Annotated in this window: 16 protein-coding genes and 1 riboswitch; of the genes, 9 read left to right on the forward strand and 7 right to left on the reverse strand. The window is 73.7% G+C overall.

Annotation, left to right across the window (positions count from 1 at the left end):
• Window positions 1-13: 13 nt before the first annotated feature.
• From ACGF3J_RS27275 to thiO, 5 genes are all read right to left on the reverse strand, one after another.
• A complete protein-coding gene (locus ACGF3J_RS27275; protein ID WP_161331388.1) occupies window positions 14-901 on the reverse strand; it encodes a deoxyribonuclease IV in 888 nt (295 codons plus the stop codon).
• Window positions 898-2835 carry a Stk1 family PASTA domain-containing Ser/Thr kinase gene (pknB, locus tag ACGF3J_RS27280; protein ID WP_161331389.1) on the reverse strand — a complete coding sequence of 646 codons (1938 nt, stop codon included), beginning with the start codon at window positions 2833-2835 and terminating at the stop codon, window positions 898-900. The genes ACGF3J_RS27275 and pknB overlap by 4 nt, the downstream gene beginning before the upstream one ends.
• 222 nt (window positions 2836-3057) lie before the next feature.
• Window positions 3058-3855 carry a thiazole synthase gene (locus tag ACGF3J_RS27285; protein WP_161331390.1) on the reverse strand — a complete coding sequence of 266 codons (798 nt, stop codon included), beginning with the start codon at window positions 3853-3855 and terminating at the stop codon, window positions 3058-3060.
• A 3-nt stretch (window positions 3856-3858) separates the two neighbouring features.
• Complete coding sequence (thiS, locus tag ACGF3J_RS27290) at window positions 3859-4059, reverse strand: sulfur carrier protein ThiS (protein WP_122614953.1); 201 nt, start codon at window positions 4057-4059, stop codon at window positions 3859-3861.
• Window positions 4056-5270 (reverse strand): glycine oxidase ThiO, encoded by a 1215-nt coding sequence (gene thiO, locus ACGF3J_RS27295; protein WP_161331391.1) that lies wholly within the window; start codon window positions 5268-5270, stop codon window positions 4056-4058. The genes thiS and thiO overlap by 4 nt, the downstream gene beginning before the upstream one ends.
• Window positions 5268-5379: riboswitch (TPP riboswitch) on the reverse strand. It overlaps the preceding gene by 3 nt.
• A 52-nt stretch (window positions 5380-5431) precedes the next feature.
• Between thiO and ACGF3J_RS27300 the strand changes: the two genes are divergently transcribed.
• The 6 genes from ACGF3J_RS27300 (at window position 5432) to ACGF3J_RS27325 (ending at window position 10362) form a co-directional block, all read left to right on the forward strand.
• Complete coding sequence (locus tag ACGF3J_RS27300) at window positions 5432-5782, forward strand: hypothetical protein (protein WP_161331392.1); 351 nt, start codon at window positions 5432-5434, stop codon at window positions 5780-5782.
• A gap of 32 nt (window positions 5783-5814) precedes the next feature.
• Entirely contained in the window at window positions 5815-7086 is a 1272-nt protein-coding gene (locus ACGF3J_RS27305; protein ID WP_346346271.1) for an FAD-dependent oxidoreductase, read from the forward strand.
• Between the two features lie 57 nt (window positions 7087-7143).
• Window positions 7144-7509, forward strand: coding sequence for an Rv2175c family DNA-binding protein (locus ACGF3J_RS27310; RefSeq protein WP_122614951.1), 366 nt, complete (start codon window positions 7144-7146; stop codon window positions 7507-7509).
• A gap of 114 nt (window positions 7510-7623) precedes the next feature.
• A complete protein-coding gene (thiE, locus tag ACGF3J_RS27315) occupies window positions 7624-8283 on the forward strand; it encodes a thiamine phosphate synthase (RefSeq protein ID WP_161331393.1) in 660 nt (219 codons plus the stop codon).
• A 106-nt stretch (window positions 8284-8389) separates the two neighbouring features.
• Window positions 8390-9313, forward strand: coding sequence for a methylenetetrahydrofolate reductase [NAD(P)H] (metF, locus tag ACGF3J_RS27320; protein WP_161331394.1), 924 nt, complete (start codon window positions 8390-8392; stop codon window positions 9311-9313).
• A 56-nt stretch (window positions 9314-9369) separates the two neighbouring features.
• On the forward strand, window positions 9370-10362 hold the full coding sequence (locus ACGF3J_RS27325; protein ID WP_161331395.1) for a hypothetical protein: 993 nt from the start codon (window positions 9370-9372) through the stop codon (window positions 10360-10362).
• Between the two features lie 47 nt (window positions 10363-10409).
• On the opposite strand, the gene ACGF3J_RS27330 is transcribed toward ACGF3J_RS27325, so the two are convergent.
• Both ACGF3J_RS27330 and ACGF3J_RS27335 read right to left on the reverse strand, forming a co-directional pair.
• Complete coding sequence (locus ACGF3J_RS27330) at window positions 10410-11930, reverse strand: phytoene desaturase family protein (protein WP_393854989.1); 1521 nt, start codon at window positions 11928-11930, stop codon at window positions 10410-10412.
• Between the two features lie 441 nt (window positions 11931-12371).
• Window positions 12372-13001: a TetR/AcrR family transcriptional regulator gene (locus ACGF3J_RS27335; RefSeq protein WP_161332854.1), complete on the reverse strand. Its 630-nt coding sequence runs from the start codon at window positions 12999-13001 to the stop codon at window positions 12372-12374.
• Between the two features lie 184 nt (window positions 13002-13185).
• Between ACGF3J_RS27335 and ACGF3J_RS27340 the strand changes: the two genes are divergently transcribed.
• The 3 genes from ACGF3J_RS27340 (at window position 13186) to ACGF3J_RS27350 (ending at window position 15374) form a co-directional block, all read left to right on the forward strand.
• Window positions 13186-13734 carry an SAV_6107 family HEPN domain-containing protein gene (locus ACGF3J_RS27340; RefSeq protein ID WP_393854990.1) on the forward strand — a complete coding sequence of 183 codons (549 nt, stop codon included), beginning with the start codon at window positions 13186-13188 and terminating at the stop codon, window positions 13732-13734.
• A gap of 153 nt (window positions 13735-13887) precedes the next feature.
• Window positions 13888-14691, forward strand: coding sequence for a methyltransferase (locus ACGF3J_RS27345; RefSeq protein WP_161329904.1), 804 nt, complete (start codon window positions 13888-13890; stop codon window positions 14689-14691).
• 278 nt (window positions 14692-14969) lie between these two features.
• The gene (locus ACGF3J_RS27350) at window positions 14970-15374 is read left to right on the forward strand and encodes a spore wall synthesis complex protein (protein WP_125495243.1); all 405 of its coding nucleotides are present in this window, start codon (window positions 14970-14972) and stop codon (window positions 15372-15374) included.
• Window positions 15375-15463: the final 89 nt, after the last annotated feature.

A 15463-nucleotide genomic window follows, 5' to 3' on the forward strand; every position in this document is an offset into this window, starting at 1 on the left:
CGATCGGAGCGGATCAGCCGTCGCGCAGCTTCTTCAGCCGCTCCACGTCCGCCGCGTGCCCCTGCTTGCCGCCCGGCGTCTCGATGATCAGCGGCACGCCCTCGGTCGCGGGGTGGGTCATGAGCGCCCGGAACGGGTCCTCGCCGATGTGCCCGGCGCCGATGTTCTCGTGCCGGTCCTTGTGGGCGCCCGCCACGTCCTTGGAGTCGTTGGCGTGGATCAGCTTCAGCCGGCCCGCGCCGACCGTGTCCACCAGCAGGTCCAGGGTCTGGTGCATGCCGGACGGGCCGGTCAGGTCGTGCCCCGCCGCGAAGACATGGCAGGTGTCCAGGCACACGCCCAGCTTGGGATGCGAGTCCAGTGCCTCGAAGTACGGGCCGAAGTCCCAGGTCCGCGAGCACAGCGAGGCGCCCTGCCCGGCGGTCGACTCCAGCAGGAGGAACGGGTCGTCGTCGTGGGTCAGCTCGTCGAGCAGCGGCAGCAGGTACTCCCGGACCTGCTTGAGCGCCACCGACCTGTCCCGCCCGCCGGTCGCGCTGCCGGTATGCACGACCACGCCCAGCGCCCCGATGGCCCGCCCGCGCCGCAGCGAGTGCCGCATGGACTCCACCGACCGCTCCGCCGTCGCCTCGGTGTGCGAGCCGAAGTTGATCAGGTACGGGGCGTGCACGTACGCCGGGATCGACTCGGCCGCGCAGGTCTCCCGGAAGGCCTCGTCCTGCTTCGGGTTGCCGGCCGGTGTGGCCCAGCCGCGCGGGTTGGCGACGAAGACCTGCACGGTCTCCGCCTTCAGCTCACGGGCGTAGGACAGTCCCACGGAGTGCAGCCCGCCGGCCACGGGGACATGACCGCCGACCGGGTTGCGGGGGAGTGCGGGCGTCCCGCCCCTGCCGGCGGTCATCGGATGGTGATCGTGACGGTGGAGCCCTCGGCCGCCGTGTCCCCGGCGTCCACGGACTGCTTCTTCACCGTGTCGCCGAACAGCCCGAGCAGACCGCGGTCCTCGTCCACCTGGAAGCCTGCCTCCGTCAGCTTCCGCTTGGCGTCGTCCACGCTGTCGCCGACCACGTCCGGGACCTCGATCTGCCGGGGGCCCTTGGACACCGTGAGCGTCACGGTGTCGCCCTCGGCGGCGCGGCTGCCCGGCTCCGGGGTCTGCCGGGCGACCTGGCCGCTGTCGTACTCGGAGTTCACCCGCGTCTCGTCGACCTTCACCTTGAGGCCGGCCTCCGTGAGTTGGCTCCGCGCGTCCTCCAGGCCGACGCCCGCGACGTCCGGGACGTCCACCGGGCTGCCCTTGCTGACCACGAGCGCGACCGCCGAGCCGCCGCGCACCGTGGTGCCCGAGGCGGGCTTGGTGGAGATCACGAAGCCCTTGGGCACCTCGTCGCTGAACGCGCGGGTCACCATGCCCCGCTCCAGCCCCTCGTCCTTCAGCAGGGTGCGGGCGCGGTCCAGCCTGTAGCCCTCCAGGTCCGGCAGCTTCACCGTGTCGGGGCCGTCGGAGACCGTGAAGGACACGGAGTCGTTCTTGCGGATCCGGGAGCCCACGCCGGGGTCGGTGCTGATGATCCGGCCGCGGTCCACGGTGTCGCTGTGCGCGTGCCGCACCTTGCCGACGTCCAGCCCGGTGTCCTCCAGCCGGTCGCGGGCCTCCGCCTCGGTCTTCGAGAGCAGCGGCGGCACCTTCGTGAACTGGCCGGAATTGATGTACCAGATGCCGGTGCCCAGGCCGAGCACCAGCAGCACGGCCAGCACGATCGTCAGCGGGCCGCGCCGCATCCCCGGCCGGCGGCGCCGGGGCGGGTCCGGCGGGGGAGACGCCAGCCGGCTGGTGTGCTGGACGCCGTCGCCGGCGGCACCGTACTCGTCCTCGTTGACCGGCAGCGGACGGGGCACCGTGAGCGAGCGCGGAATGACGCTCGTGCGGTCCTCGGCGTTGTCGTGCTCCGTGGTGAGCGCCTGCGGCGGCACCGCGTCCAGCTGCTCGGCGGACAGCGCCGCGCGCGCCTCACGGGCCCGCGCGAGCAGCGCGACGGCGTCGTACGGCCGGATCTCCGGGTTGCGGGCGGTGGCGGCGGCGACCAGCTCGTCCAGCTCGTACGCCATCCCGGGCACCGCGGAGGACGGCGGCGGCACGTCCTCGTGCAGGTGCTTGTAGAGCACCACCGCGGCCGAGTCGCCCTCGTGCGGCTTGGTGCCGGTCAGCATCTCGTAGAGCACCACGCCGCACGCGTACACGTCGACCCTGGGGTCGGCGGAGCCGTGCTCGACCTGCTCGGGCGCCAGGTAGGAGACGGTACCGAGGACGGCGCCGGTGGTGCTGGTGACGGTGTCCACGGAGCGGACCAGGCCGAAGTCGGCGACCTTGACCCGGCCGTCGTCCCCGATCAGCACGTTCTCCGGCTTCATGTCCCGGTGCACGAAACCCGCCCGGTGCGCGGCGCCGAGCGCGGCCAGCACCGGCTCCAGAATGTCGAGGGCGGCCCGCGGCCGGAGCGCACCGCGCTCGCGCAGCACGTCACGCACGGTGCAGCCCGGGATGTACTCCATGGCCAGGTAGACGTACGCCCCGTCGGCCCCCTGGTCGAAGACCTGGACGACATTGGGGTGGTCGAGGCGGGCCACCGACTTGGCCTCGCGGATGAACCGCTCGACGAAGCCGGCGTCGGTCGCGAGCGCCGGGTGCATCACCTTCAGCGCGAGCACGCGGTCCAGGCGGGTGTCCACGGCCCGGTAGACCGTGGCCATCCCGCCGACCGCGATCCGCGCCTCGACGCGGTACCGGCCGTCGAGCACCTGCCCGACGAGAGGGTCCTGAAGGGTCGTGTCCACGCAGGCGAGTGTACGAGCCACGACCGACACCCCGCGCTCGCCGACCGCCGCCGGGGCGGTACTGCAGCGCACCTGTGACGCACGTGACACGCACCGGGTGAGCCCCCACCCACGCACGGTGAGCGGCCGACGGCGAGTCACCCCCACGGGAGAGCCGGGCCTCTTGTCCGACTGGAAACGGGTGGTGCGCGCGTGGGAGAAGACCCTCGGAGCAGCGCAGCCTCACTGAAAGGCGGGCCGCTCCGGATCAAGCTCAGCCAGGCCCTCCGCAGGAGAGGACGCCTCGGCGAAGTGCCGCCGCGGCATCCGTCCCGCAAGCCGCGCCAACCGCCCGGCCTCGACACCCGCACGCATGGCGGAAGCCATCAGCACCGGCTCCTGCGCCCGCGTGACCGCGGAGGCCAGCATCACACCCGCGCACCCCAGCTCCATCGCCAGCGCCACGTCCGACGCCGTACCGGCCCCCGCGTCCAGAATCACCGGCACCCCCGCGCGCTCCACGATCAGCTCGAAGTTGTGCGGGTTGCGGATCCCGAGCCCCGACCCGATCGGCGAACCGAGCGGCATGATCGCCGCACACCCCACGTCCTCCAGCTTCCGCGCGAGAACGGGGTCGTCGTTCGTGTACGGCAGCACCGTGAACCCGTCGTCGACCAGCGTCTCCGCGGCCTCCAGCAGCTCGATCGGGTCCGGCAGCAGCGTGCGCTCGTCGGCGATGACCTCCAGCTTGACCAGGTCCGTGCCCAGCGCCTCGCGCGCGAGGCGGGCGGTGAGCACCGCCTCCCCGGCGGTGAAGCAGCCGGCCGTGTTGGGCAGCACGCGGATGCCGAGCTTCTCCAGCACCGACAGCACGGACCCGTGCACCGACGCGTTCACGCGCCGCATCGCGACCGTGGTCAGCTCCGTCCCGGAGGCCACCAGCGCGCGCTCCAGCACGTCAAGGCTGGGCGCCCCGCCGGTACCCATGATCAGACGGGACGCGTACGACGTGCCGTCGAGGACAAAGGGATCGTCGGCCATGGTTCAGCCTCCTTGCACAGCGGTGAGGACCTCGACGCGGTCGCCGTCGGCCAGGGCGGTGGCGGACCACCGCGCGCGCGGGACCACGGTTTCGTTCAGGGCGGCGGCCACTCCGGACGGCGCGGTGGTGAGCGTGCCCACCAGGGCGTCCAGGGCCGTACCCGGAGCCACCTCGCGCGGCTCGCCGTTGACGGAGATGTTCATGCGGACTGCTCCGAGAGTGCGGGGGCGGCGTCGAAGCGCCGGGGTGTGAAGGGGCGGGCCTCGTCCGGCAGCTCCCCGGTGGTCAGGGCGTGCGCCATCGCGTCGCCGGTGACGGGGGTGAGCAGGACGCCGTTGCGGTGGTGCCCGGTGGCCAGCAGCAGCCCGTCGAGGCCGGTCGGCCCGAGCAGCGGGGCGTTGTCGGGGGAGGTGGGTCGCAGGCCCGCGCGGGTCTCCGTCAGCGGCAGCTCGGTGATGCCGGGGACCAGCTCGTGGGCGTCGCGCAGCAGCTCGTACACGCCGCCCGCGGTCACCGTGGTGTCCCAGCCCAGCTCCTCGCTGGTGGCTCCCACGACGAGCTCGCCGCTCTCCCGGGGCACCAGGTAGACGTGGTTGCCGCGCACCACGGCGCGCACCGTGCGGTTCAGCAGCGGCCCGTGCGTCCGCGGCATGGTCAGCCGCAGCACCTGCCCCTTCACCGGCCGCACCGGCGGCAGCACGGCGTCCGGCACGCCCGCGAGGCGCCTGCTCAGGCTGCCCCCGGCCAGCACCACCTGACCGGCCTCCAGCGAGGTTCCGTCGGCGGTGACGACCCCGGTGGCCCGTTCGCCCGGCCCGACGGTGAGCCGGTCGGCCCACACCCGGTGGAAGACCACGCCCGCCCGTTCACAGGCGGTCACGAGCGCGTGGCTGAGGCGCCGGGGGTCGATCTGGTGGTCGCCGTCCACCCGCAGGCCCCCGCGCACGCCCGGCGCGAGCATCGGCTCGAGGCGCCGGCACTCACGTCCCGAGAGCCACTCGGACTCCAGGCCGGAGCGCTGCTGGAGGGCGTGCAGTTCGCGCAGGTGGGCGCGGTCGTCGGCGTCCAGCGCGACGGCCAGGGTGCCGCAGCGGCGATAACCCAGGTCATGGCCGGTGGCGTCGGTCAGCTCGGCCGCGAACTCCGGGTAGCGGCGGGCCGAGGCGAGGTTGAGCGAGAGCAGCGTCTGCTCGCCGTGGTGCAGCTCCGTGACGGCGGCCAGCATCCCGGCCGCCACCTGCGCCGCCCCGCCGCCGGGCTCGGGGTCGACGACGGCCGTGACGAGCCCGCGCCGGGCGGCCCGCCAGGCGGTGACCAGACCGATGACGCCACCGCCCACCACGAGGACGTCGGGCGTACGGGACACGGTGGGTGACGGCACGGTGTGCGACGAGCCGTGTGATGAGGACGGCATGGGCGTCCAGCCCCTCCCTTCGCCGGCATGACCCGGATCAGGTTCGTACGGTCGGAGGCCGCCAGCCTCCCTCTCAGCCCGGTGCGTCCGGGCTCCCGCGAGTGCTTTACGTTGGCCAGCCTAGCCCGCACCGCCTCGCACTCGTAAGGGAGCCTCCGCCCGTGCCCCGTTCACTCGACGGTCTCGTCCTCGCCCCCGTCGCCGACCAGGCGCCCGGCCAGGTGGGCACCCGCACCCGGTTCACGTACCACGAGCGGGACGGCGCGATCTGGGCCGACTACGCGGGCGGCGACGTCGTCCGCGGCCACCTGGTGGGTACCCGCGCGGGGGACCGGCTCGACTTCCGGTACGTGCAGCTCAGGACCGACGGCAGCACGGCGTCGGGACACTGCGTGTCGACCGTGCTGGAGCTGCCGGACGGCCGGGTGCGCCTGGAGGAGAGCTGGCAGTGGGAGTCGCGCCCCGGCCGCGGCACGAGCGTTGTGGAGCAGGTCACGGTGCACGACCGCTGACTGACAAATTGTCAGGTGGCTAAGGTGATCAGGTGAGCGAGCAGACGCGGGAGCGGGGACCGGAACCGGCGGCGGACGACGCGCGCCGCGTGGTCGTGGTGGGTGCCGGCATGGCGGGCGTGCAGACTGCCGTCGCCCTGCGGGAACAGGGCTTCACCGGCCCCCTGACACTGATCGGCGCGGAGCCCCACCAGCCCTACGACCGGCCTCCGCTGTCCAAGGCCGTCCTGCTGGGCACGGCCGAGGGCTCCGCCTTCGACGTCGACTTCGAGGCGCTCGGCATCACCCTGCGCCTCGGCTGCGAGGCCCTGGGCGTCCGCCCCGGCGAGCACCTCCTCGACACCTCCGAGGGCCCCGTGCCGTACGACGCCCTCGTCCTCGCGACCGGCGCCGAACCGGCCCGGCTCCCCGGCACCGAAGGCGTGCCGGGTGTGCACCTGCTGCGCACCCTGGACGACGCCGAACGGCTGCGCCCCGTGCTCGCCCGCCGCCACGACATCGTCGTCGTCGGTGCCGGCTGGATCGGCGCCGAGTTCGCCACCGCCGCGCGTGAGGCCGGCTGCGCGGTGACCGTGGTGGAGGCCGCCGACCGGCCGCTCGCCGACGCACTGCCCGCCGAGGTGGCCGCGCCGATGACCGCCTGGTACGCCGAAGCGGGCGCCGCATTGCGCACGCACGCGCGCGTGGAGCGCGTCGAGCCCGGCGGCCCGGGCGAGCCCCTCCGGGTCCTGCTCGACGACGGCACCCGGCTGCCCGCCGACGCGATCGTCGTCGGCATCGGCGCCCGCCCCTCCACCGCTTGGCTCGCCGGCTCCGGGATCGCCCTCGGCGGTCACGGCGAGGTCCTGGCCGACGACCTCCTGCGCACCTCGGCGCCGGACGTGCACGCGGTCGGCGACTGCGCCTCCTTCCCCTCCGCTCGCTACGGTGAGCGGCTGCTGGTGCACCACTGGGACAACGCCCTTCAGGGCCCGCGCACCGTCGCCGCCGACATCGTCGGCGCCCCTGCCGACGAGACCCCGGCGGCGTACGACCCGGTGCCGTACTTCTGGTCCGAGCAGTTCGGCCGCTTCGTCCAGTACGCCGGTCACCACACGGCGGCCGACACGGTCCTGTGGCGCGGGGACCGCACGGGCCCGGCCTGGACGGTGTGCTGGCTGCGCGAGAACCGGCTGGTGGCCCTGCTCGCGGTGGGCCGCCCCCGCGACCTGGCGCAGGGGAAGCGGCTGATCCAGGCGGGCGCCGCGATGGACCCGGTGCTGCTGGCCGACCCGGCGAGGCCGCTCAAGGGGGCGACGGCGTAGCACCGGTCCGGACGGGTCCGGCTTCCTCCTGTCAGTGCCAGATGGCAGGCTGGAGACGTGACCGAGATTGACGCAAAGACCGATGCTCTCGTGCCTGCCTGGCTCACCGTTCCCGACATCGCCGAAATGCTCGGTGTCGAGGTGACCCGCGTACGCCAGCTGATCAAGGAAGGCCAGCTCATCGCCGTACGCCGGGGTGAGAACCGCGCGCTGCACATTCCGGCGGCCTTCATCGACGAGGACAAGGTCGTCAAGGGCCTGGTCGGGACCCTGACGCTGCTGCGGGACGACGGCTTCACGCCGGAGGAGATGCTGGAGTGGCTCTTCACCCCCGACCCGACCCTGCCGGGCACCCCGGCGCAGGCGCTGAGTGAGAATCGCGGCACGGAGGTGAAGCGCCGCGCCCAGGCGCTCGCCGTCTGACCCGACCCACCGCCCGGCGTACGGGCCGCGGCCGTCACGGTCCGCGGCCCGTACGCCGCACGGCCGTGCGGCCCGCGCCGCCCACGCCATCCACCGACTTGGGGGGACACCCGCATGCCCGACACCGCTCCGACCACCGCCCGCGCCCGCCTCGCCGACGCCCGGCTCTACCTGTGCACGGACGCCCGCCGCAGCCAGGGCGACCTGCCCGAGTTCCTGGACGCCGTACTGGCCGGCGGCGTCGACATCGTGCAGCTGCGCGACAAGGGCATGGAGGCCGCCGAGGAGCTGGAGCACCTGGCGGTCCTGGCCGACGCCTGCGCCCGGCACGGCAAGCTCCTCGCGGTCAACGACCGCGCGGACGTCGCCCACGCCGCCCGCGCCGACGTGCTGCACCTCGGCCAGGGCGACCTCCCGGTGCCCGCCGCCCGCGCGATCCTCGGCGACGACGTCCTCGTCGGGCGCTCCACGCACGCCGAGTCCGAGGCCTCCGCGGCGGCCGTCCAGGACGGCGTGGACTACTTCTGCACCGGCCCGTGCTGGCCCACCCCCACCAAGCCCGGCCGTCATGCCCCCGGCCTCGACCTGGTCCGCCACACCGCGTCGCTGGGCACCGACCGCCCCTGGTTCGCCATCGGCGGTATCGACCTCGGCAACCTCGACGAGGTCCTGGAGGCGGGCGCCCGGCGGGTCGTCGTCGTCCGCGCGATCACCGCCGCCGAGGATCCGGGTGCGGCCGCGGCCGAGTTCGCGAAGCGGCTGCGGCAGCCGTAGGCGGATGCCGGGGGCATGTGTCCAAGGGGTGGACAACAAATAGACAATGCGGACAAATATCCCGCATCCGGTTGGGTGGCCGCCGCCCCCTGGCTAACCTGCCCGTATGGCCCTCGGAACCGCAAGCACGAGGACTGACCGCGCCCGCACGGTGCGTGACATCCTCGCCACCGGCAAGACGACGTACTCGTTCGAGTTCTCGGCGCCGAAGACGCCCAAGGGCGAGAAGAACCTGTGGAGCGCGCTGCGCCGCGTGGAGGCGGTGGCCCCGGACTTCGTCTCCGTGACCTACGGCGCCGGCGGTTCCACGCGCGCGGGCACGGTCCGGGAGACCCAGCAGATCGTCGCCGACACCACGCTGACCCCCGTGGCCCACCTCACCGCCGTCGACCACTCCGTCGCCGAGCTGCGCAACATCATCGGCCAGTACGCCGACGCCGGGATCCGCAACATGCTGGCCGTGCGCGGCGACCCGCCCGGCGATCCGACGGCCGACTGGATCGCGCACCCGCAGGGACTGACCTACGCGGCCGAACTGGTCCGGCTCATCAAGGAGTCGGGCGACTTCTGCGTCGGCGTCGCGGCCTTCCCGGAGATGCACCCGCGCTCCGTCGGCTGGGACGCGGACGTGAGGCACTTCGTGGACAAGTGCCGGGCCGGCGCCGACTACGCGATCACGCAGATGTTCTTCCAGGCCGAGTCCTACCTCAGGCTGCGCGACCGGGTCGCCGCGGCGGGCTGCGAGACCCCGGTCATCCCCGAGGTCATGCCGGTGACCAGTGTGAAGATGCTGGAGAGGTTGCCGAAGCTCAGCAACGCCGTGTTCCCGCCGGAGCTGAAAGAGCGGATCCTCACAGCCAAGGACGATCCGGCGGCTGTACGCTCCATTGGCATCGAGTTCGCCACGGAGTTCTGCGCGCGGCTGCTGGCCGAGGGCGTCCCCGGACTGCACTTCATCACGCTGAACAACTCCACGGCGACGCTGGAAATCTACGAGAACCTGGGCCTGCACCACCCACCGCGGGCCTAGACCGGCCGCACATATTTACGACACACTGCGTAACGGCCACTGGGAGAGGGGCGTACATGGGCTGGACGGTCCTCTACATCGCGTTCGGCGTGGTCGCGCTGTGGTTGCTCGGTGAGGTGCTGCTGCAGTACAAGGCGCGGCTGCGGTGGCGGCTGCTCGCCTTCGGCGGCTTCGTCGGCGTGGTCGCCGGCGTGCTGATGTCCAACGTGCTCGTCATCGGAGTGGGCGCCGCCGCCTTCGCGGTCGGCCAGACCTACGTCACGCTGTCGTTCCGCCGCGGCTTCGAGGCCGGCTGGGCGGTCAACGCCCCGGCGAGCCTCGTCGGCAAGCGCGGCCGTCCCGAACGCGGCCGCCAGGAGCCGACGCTGGAGGTCTCCGGTCTGGAACCGGCCGACGCCGGCCAGGGCCACCGGGACGGCTACGACGACCACGCGGGCCACGTCCCCTCCCAGGACGGCCTGTCCTACGGTCAGGACGAGTACGACCGCGACGACGTCTTCACCCCGGCCCGGCCCGGCGCCCCCACGGCCGCCGAGACCACCGCCGTCTACGAGCCGCAGCCGATGCCGGACGACACCGGCTCCTACGGCGTCTACGCCGACTCCGGCTACGGCCACGACCAGCAGGCACCGGCCGCCGCCGCACCGGGTGCCGACCAGGCCTACGCCTACGACTACTCGGGCTACGGGCAGCAGGGGTACGGCTACGACACCGGCGCCCAGCAGCAGTACGCCGCCTACTCGGACCCGTACATCGGCACCCATGCCTACGGCGGGGGCTCGTACGACACGGGCGGCTACGACACCACCGGGGCGCAGCAGTACGGCCAGCAGGGCTACGGGCAGGACCAGTACGCCACCGGCACGCACGGCGGCTACGGCGGCGAGACCCCGGCCGGCGGGGTGTGGGTGCCGCAGCAGCGCAGCACCGACGACCCCTACGGCGGCGAACTCCCGCCGGAGCAGCAGTACCCCTACCAGGACAACGGCCAGAGCCAGGGTCAGGGCCAAGGACAGGGCCAGGGGTACGACGAGCAGTACCGCTTCTGACGGCCCCGCCGGCGCCCGGTGGCCGGCCCCGGTCGCTCACCGGGCGGTCACTGGGAGCCGCGGAACTCCGGTCCCTCCACCACGAGTCCGGCGACCAGCGCGCCCGACATGCCCGCGTGCGGGAGGCCCCCGCCGGGGTGCGACCAGCCGCCGACCGTGAACAGGCCCGCCACGCGCGTGCTGTTCGCGGCGTGCAGCAGCCGTCCGCCGGCCGCCGCCAGCGTCGGCACCGGAATCGCCCCGTCCGCCACGCCGGTGGCCGCGGCGACATCGGCCGGGGTGCGCACCTCGCGCCACAGGAGACGGTCGCGGAGCCCGGGTATCGCCCGCTCGGCGGCACTGATCAGATTCTCTGCCTGCAGGGCGAACACCTCAGTCGCGGCCCAGTCCGACTCATCACCGAAGGCAGGCACCGCCGCGGTGAGCGTGACCGCCTCATGGTCCGGGTCCGGGACCAGTGCCGGGTCATCGGGGCGCAGGACCGTCACGGTCGGCCGCGCGGCCATGCCGGGTGTGGCACCGAACAGGCAGTCCAACTCGGCGTCCCCGTCCTCCGAATGCACCACCGTCCGGTGCGCCGTGCCCTCCGCACGTCCGCCCCGCAGCGCCAGATGCACCGTCAGCCGGCTCACCCCGCCGCGCTGCGGAGGCACCTCGCCCGCACCCCGCACCGTCGACCCACCGCACAGCCGGTCCAGCACGTCCGGCGCCACCCCGGCGACCACGAACTCGGCCTCCGCCAGGCCCCCTTCCGCCAGCTCCACGCCCGCCACCCGGCCGTCCTTCTCGACCACTCCGGTGACCTCGGCGTCGAAGCGGAACTCGACCCGGCGGGCCAGACACCGCTCGTACACGGCGCGCGCCAGCTCCCGCAGGCCGCCGCCGCGCACGTACCACATCCCGAACGCGTACTCCATGTACGGCAGCACGGCGGTGTTCGCCGGGGCGGTCCGGGGGTCCAGGCCGTATGCCAGCGCGTGGCTGCCCAGGAGGGCGGCGAGCCGTTCGTCCCGCAGCTCCCAGGCACCCACCTCGGCGAGCGTGCCGGCGCGGCGGGTGCGCAGCAGCCGCTTGTGCGGGACCGACGGGTAGGGGTCGCGTTCGGCCAGCACCTCCCAGTTCGGCCACAGGGGCTCCTCCAGGAGGGGGCGGCGCGTCCGGTCCCAGGCCTCGCGGGCCCGCACGAGGAAGTCGCTCCAGCGCCGCCCGGCCGTCGGACCGAGAGCCGCGTCCAGGGCGTCGACGACGCCCGCCCGGGAGGCGTTCGGCAGCGCGACCTGAGTGCCGTCCGCGAACACGTGCCGCGACGACGGGTCGACCTGGACCAGCTCGACGCGGTCCTCCAACGGCTCCTTGCCGGTCTTGACGAACAGATCGCGCCAGACCGCGGGCAGCGGCAGCAGACCGGGGCCGGTGTCGAAGGAGAACCCGTCCCGCTCGAAGCGGCCGAGGGCTCCGCCGTACGTCCCCGTCCGCTCGTACACCACCACCCGGTGGCCCGCGACGGCCAGCCGGGCGGCGGCCGCCATCGCGCCCATCCCGGCGCCGATCACCGCAATCCGTGCCATGCCAGGGACTTTATCCGCCGTCACCGACAGTCCTCCTCCGGCCTGGCCCCGTCGTCCGAGTACCGCGACGGACGCTCGGGTGACCAGGGGGCGGGTTGCCGCCGTGAGCCGGGGTGCGCAGGACTGAGTACCCGTACCTAGCCTGGTAGATGAGTACGCACGCGGATAGGCCCCGACCTGCGGGAACGAGAGAGTGGAGGCACGGAGAGGGGCGCGGCTCCGGTACCGGCGACACGGGGTGCCGGAACGGAGCCGGGCCCGCGATCCGCTCCTTCCGCCGGCCGCGGTCGGCGGGAGCGAGGCACGGGGGAACCCGGGGGAACGACCGGCCACGGGGGTTCCGGACGGGGGGACGCAGGGGGAGCAGGAGAAGGCGCCGGTCCGACGGCGGCCCGCGGGGGACGCGGCCGCCACGGACCGGCGTTCTTCGTGTGCGGCGGCTCAGGGGCGGCCGCTCACCCGCCCCTGGAGCAGCCGCGACAGCGCGGCGTGCACGTCGTCCAGGGAGCGCTCCGGCTGGAACGACTGCCAGTCCAGCGCGGCCACCAGCACCATGCCCACCAGCGCGGCGGCGGTCAGCGGCACGTCGATGCCGTCGCTGAACTCCCCGCTCGCCACGCCCTCGCGCAGCACGTCCTCCACCACCGCCACGGCCTCCTGCCGGACCACCAGCAGAGTCGACTGCCAGGCCCGGTTGGTGCGCCACAGCTCGGCCACGTACAGCTGGGTGAAGGCCGGGTAGCGGTCGATGAAGACGAGCCCCGCGCGGATCATCGCGTCCAGGGCGTCGACCCGGCCGCGGCCCTCCCGCGCCGTCCGCTCCGCCGCCTCCCGCAGCGAGGCGGTGAGCAGCCCGACACCGTGCCGCAGCAGCTCCTCGAAGAGGACGGCCTTGCTGGCGAAGTTGTAGTAGACCGTGCCCTTCGCGACGCCGGCCCGCTCGGCGATCTCGTCCACGGTGGTGGCGGAGAAACCCTGCTCGGCGATGAGGGTGACGGCCGCCTCGTACAGCTTCTGCCGGGTGGCCTCGCGACGGCTGCTGCCCGGCGCGGCGGTGCTGCTGCTTTCCATGGTCCAGATTCTCACAGCACCGCTCGCGCCGCTGTCACCGCAGGGCCCGCCCACCCGCCCACCCGAACTGTCGCTCGAATCAAAAGTCCAGGTCAGAACGGATTGTCAGTGCCATACCTCACGATGGGCACATACGGCACCTCCTGCCAGGACGTGCCGTCCAGGAGACGACAGGAGGATCGTCATGGCCCACTCGTCCGCAGCCGCCTCCCGGCGGCGCCGCGCAGCCGGCCCTGCACCCTCACTGACCGGCCCGGCGAGCGACGTGCACCCGGTGCTCCGCCGGGCGACCGCCCCGCCCGCCGCCCTCGACCTGCTCGCCCAGGCCCGCGCCGGCCTGGAGGAGTCCACCACCCTCGCGACGCCGAACGAGCGCTACGCGACGGCCCACCTCGCCGCCCTGCGCACCGCGGCCGCGGTCCTCGCCGCGCGGGGCCGCCCCGAGACCACCCCGCGGGGCCGCGCCCGCATCCGCAGCGCCTGGGAGGTGCTCCCCGAGATCGCGCCCGAGCTGTCCGACTGGAGCGCCCTGTTCGCCGCGGGCGCCCGGCGCCGGGCCAGGGCCGAGGCGGGCATCCAGGGTGCGGCGGGCCGCCGGGACGCCGACGACCTGATACGCGACGTGGCGATGTTCCTGCGCCTCGTGGAGCGGATGCTGGTCCTCCAGCCGGTCCTGCCCCAGCCCCGCCCCGACACGGATCAGCCGGATCCCGACCTGCCGGACACGGGGTGAGCGGCGCGGGGCGCCGGGCGCCACCTTGCGGGCGCAGCGGAGGCAATAGGGTGGGAGGCGCCTGAAGCCTCCCCCTTGCCACGCCGGTCGGGGGCGGCAGCCCGTTCGCTCCGCCCGAGTCCGAGGCGGTGCCGCGCCGAGGAGTCAACTGCCGTGCCGGACCCGAGCCCGAACCCCGCGTCGCCGCGCTCCGAGCCCTCGCGCTCCCGGGCGGCCCTGCGCACCGCCGTGGTCTGGGACGTCCTCCAGGACGCCCTGGACCGCCGGGTGAAGGCCACGGGCCGCCAAGCGCTGGACGTCCTCGACACCGGCGGCGGCAGCGGCAACTTCGCCGTGCCGGTGGCCCGCCTCGGCCACCGCGTCACCGTCGTCGACCCGAGCCCCAACGCCCTCTTCGCCCTGGAACGCCGCGCCGCCGAGGCGGATGTCGCCGACCGCGTGCGAGGCGTCCAGGGGGATGCCCACGGCCTCTTCGACGTGGTCGAGCGCGGCGGCTACGACGTGGTGCTGTGCCACGGCGTCCTGGAGTACGTGGACGACCCCGCCGAGGGCGTTCGCAACGTGGTCGCCGCCCTGCGCGCCGAGGGCGTCCTCAGCCTGCTCGCCGCGGGCCTGGGCGGCGCCGTGCTCGCGCGCGCCCTCGCCGGGCACTTCACGGAGGCCCGGCAGGCCCTCGACGACCCGAACGGCCGCTGGGGCACGGGTGACCCCGTGCCGCGCCGGTTCACCGCCGAACAGCTCACCGGGCTGGTCGAGGCCGCGGGGCTGCGGATCGGCGCCGTCCACGGCGTACGGGTCTTCGCCGACCTCGTTCCCGGCGTACTGGTGGACACCGAGCCCGGCGCCATGGACGCCCTGCTGAAGCTGGAGGCCGCGGCGGCCGAACTCGCCGCCTTCCATTCTGTGGCCACGCAGCTTCATGTGCTCGGTGAGACCGCGGGGACCGACGAGGTCTGAGCGACCCGGTGGGGTACGCCGCTGATCAGGGGCGCGACTGCACATGGAGTACGCCACAGGCCCCCCGAACGGGGGCCACTCGCCGTATGATCGAGGGAGACGGCCCGGCATGACGGGTCGGCCGCTGGGGAATGGGAACTTCAGCGAGCCGGCACGGCCATGACGGAGTCCGGTTGGCCAATTGGCGCAGAGGGGCGGGTTTCACGGGGGCGATTCCCTGCCTATCCTGAAGGGACCCCCCCGGGTCGCCCCGGCGACTGCACGATGAGGAGGACTCCGTGCCGCTCTCGGAGCACGAGCAGCGCATGCTCGAGCAAATGGAGCGAGCGCTGTACGCCGAAGATCCCAAGTTCGCGACAGCGCTCGAGGGAAGCGGGCTGCGTACGTACACCCGGCGACGGGTCTACCAGGCGGTCGCGGGCTTCCTCGTAGGTATTGCGCTCCTCATGGCCGGTATGGTCGCCCAGCAGGTGTGGCTCAGCGTGGTGGGCTTCCTTGTCATGCTGGGTTGCGCGGTGCTCGCCGTGACCGGCTGGCGCAAGGCCCCCAAGCCGGGCGAGCAGCCGGCCGCCGGTGCCGGACCACAGACCGCGGGCCGCCGGCAACGCCAGAAACGCTCGATGATGGACCGCATCGACGAGCGCTGGCAGCGCCGCCGGGATGAGCAGCAGGGCGGCCAGTAGCGCGCCCGGGCAACCGCTCACCAGGACATCCGCGTGAGGGGGTGACCACCGACCGGGTGGTCACCCCCTCACGTGTCCCTGCGCGCGGC

The organism is Streptomyces sp. NPDC048171 (assembly GCF_043202655.1).
Taxonomy (GTDB): Bacteria; Actinomycetota; Actinomycetes; order Streptomycetales; family Streptomycetaceae; genus Streptomyces.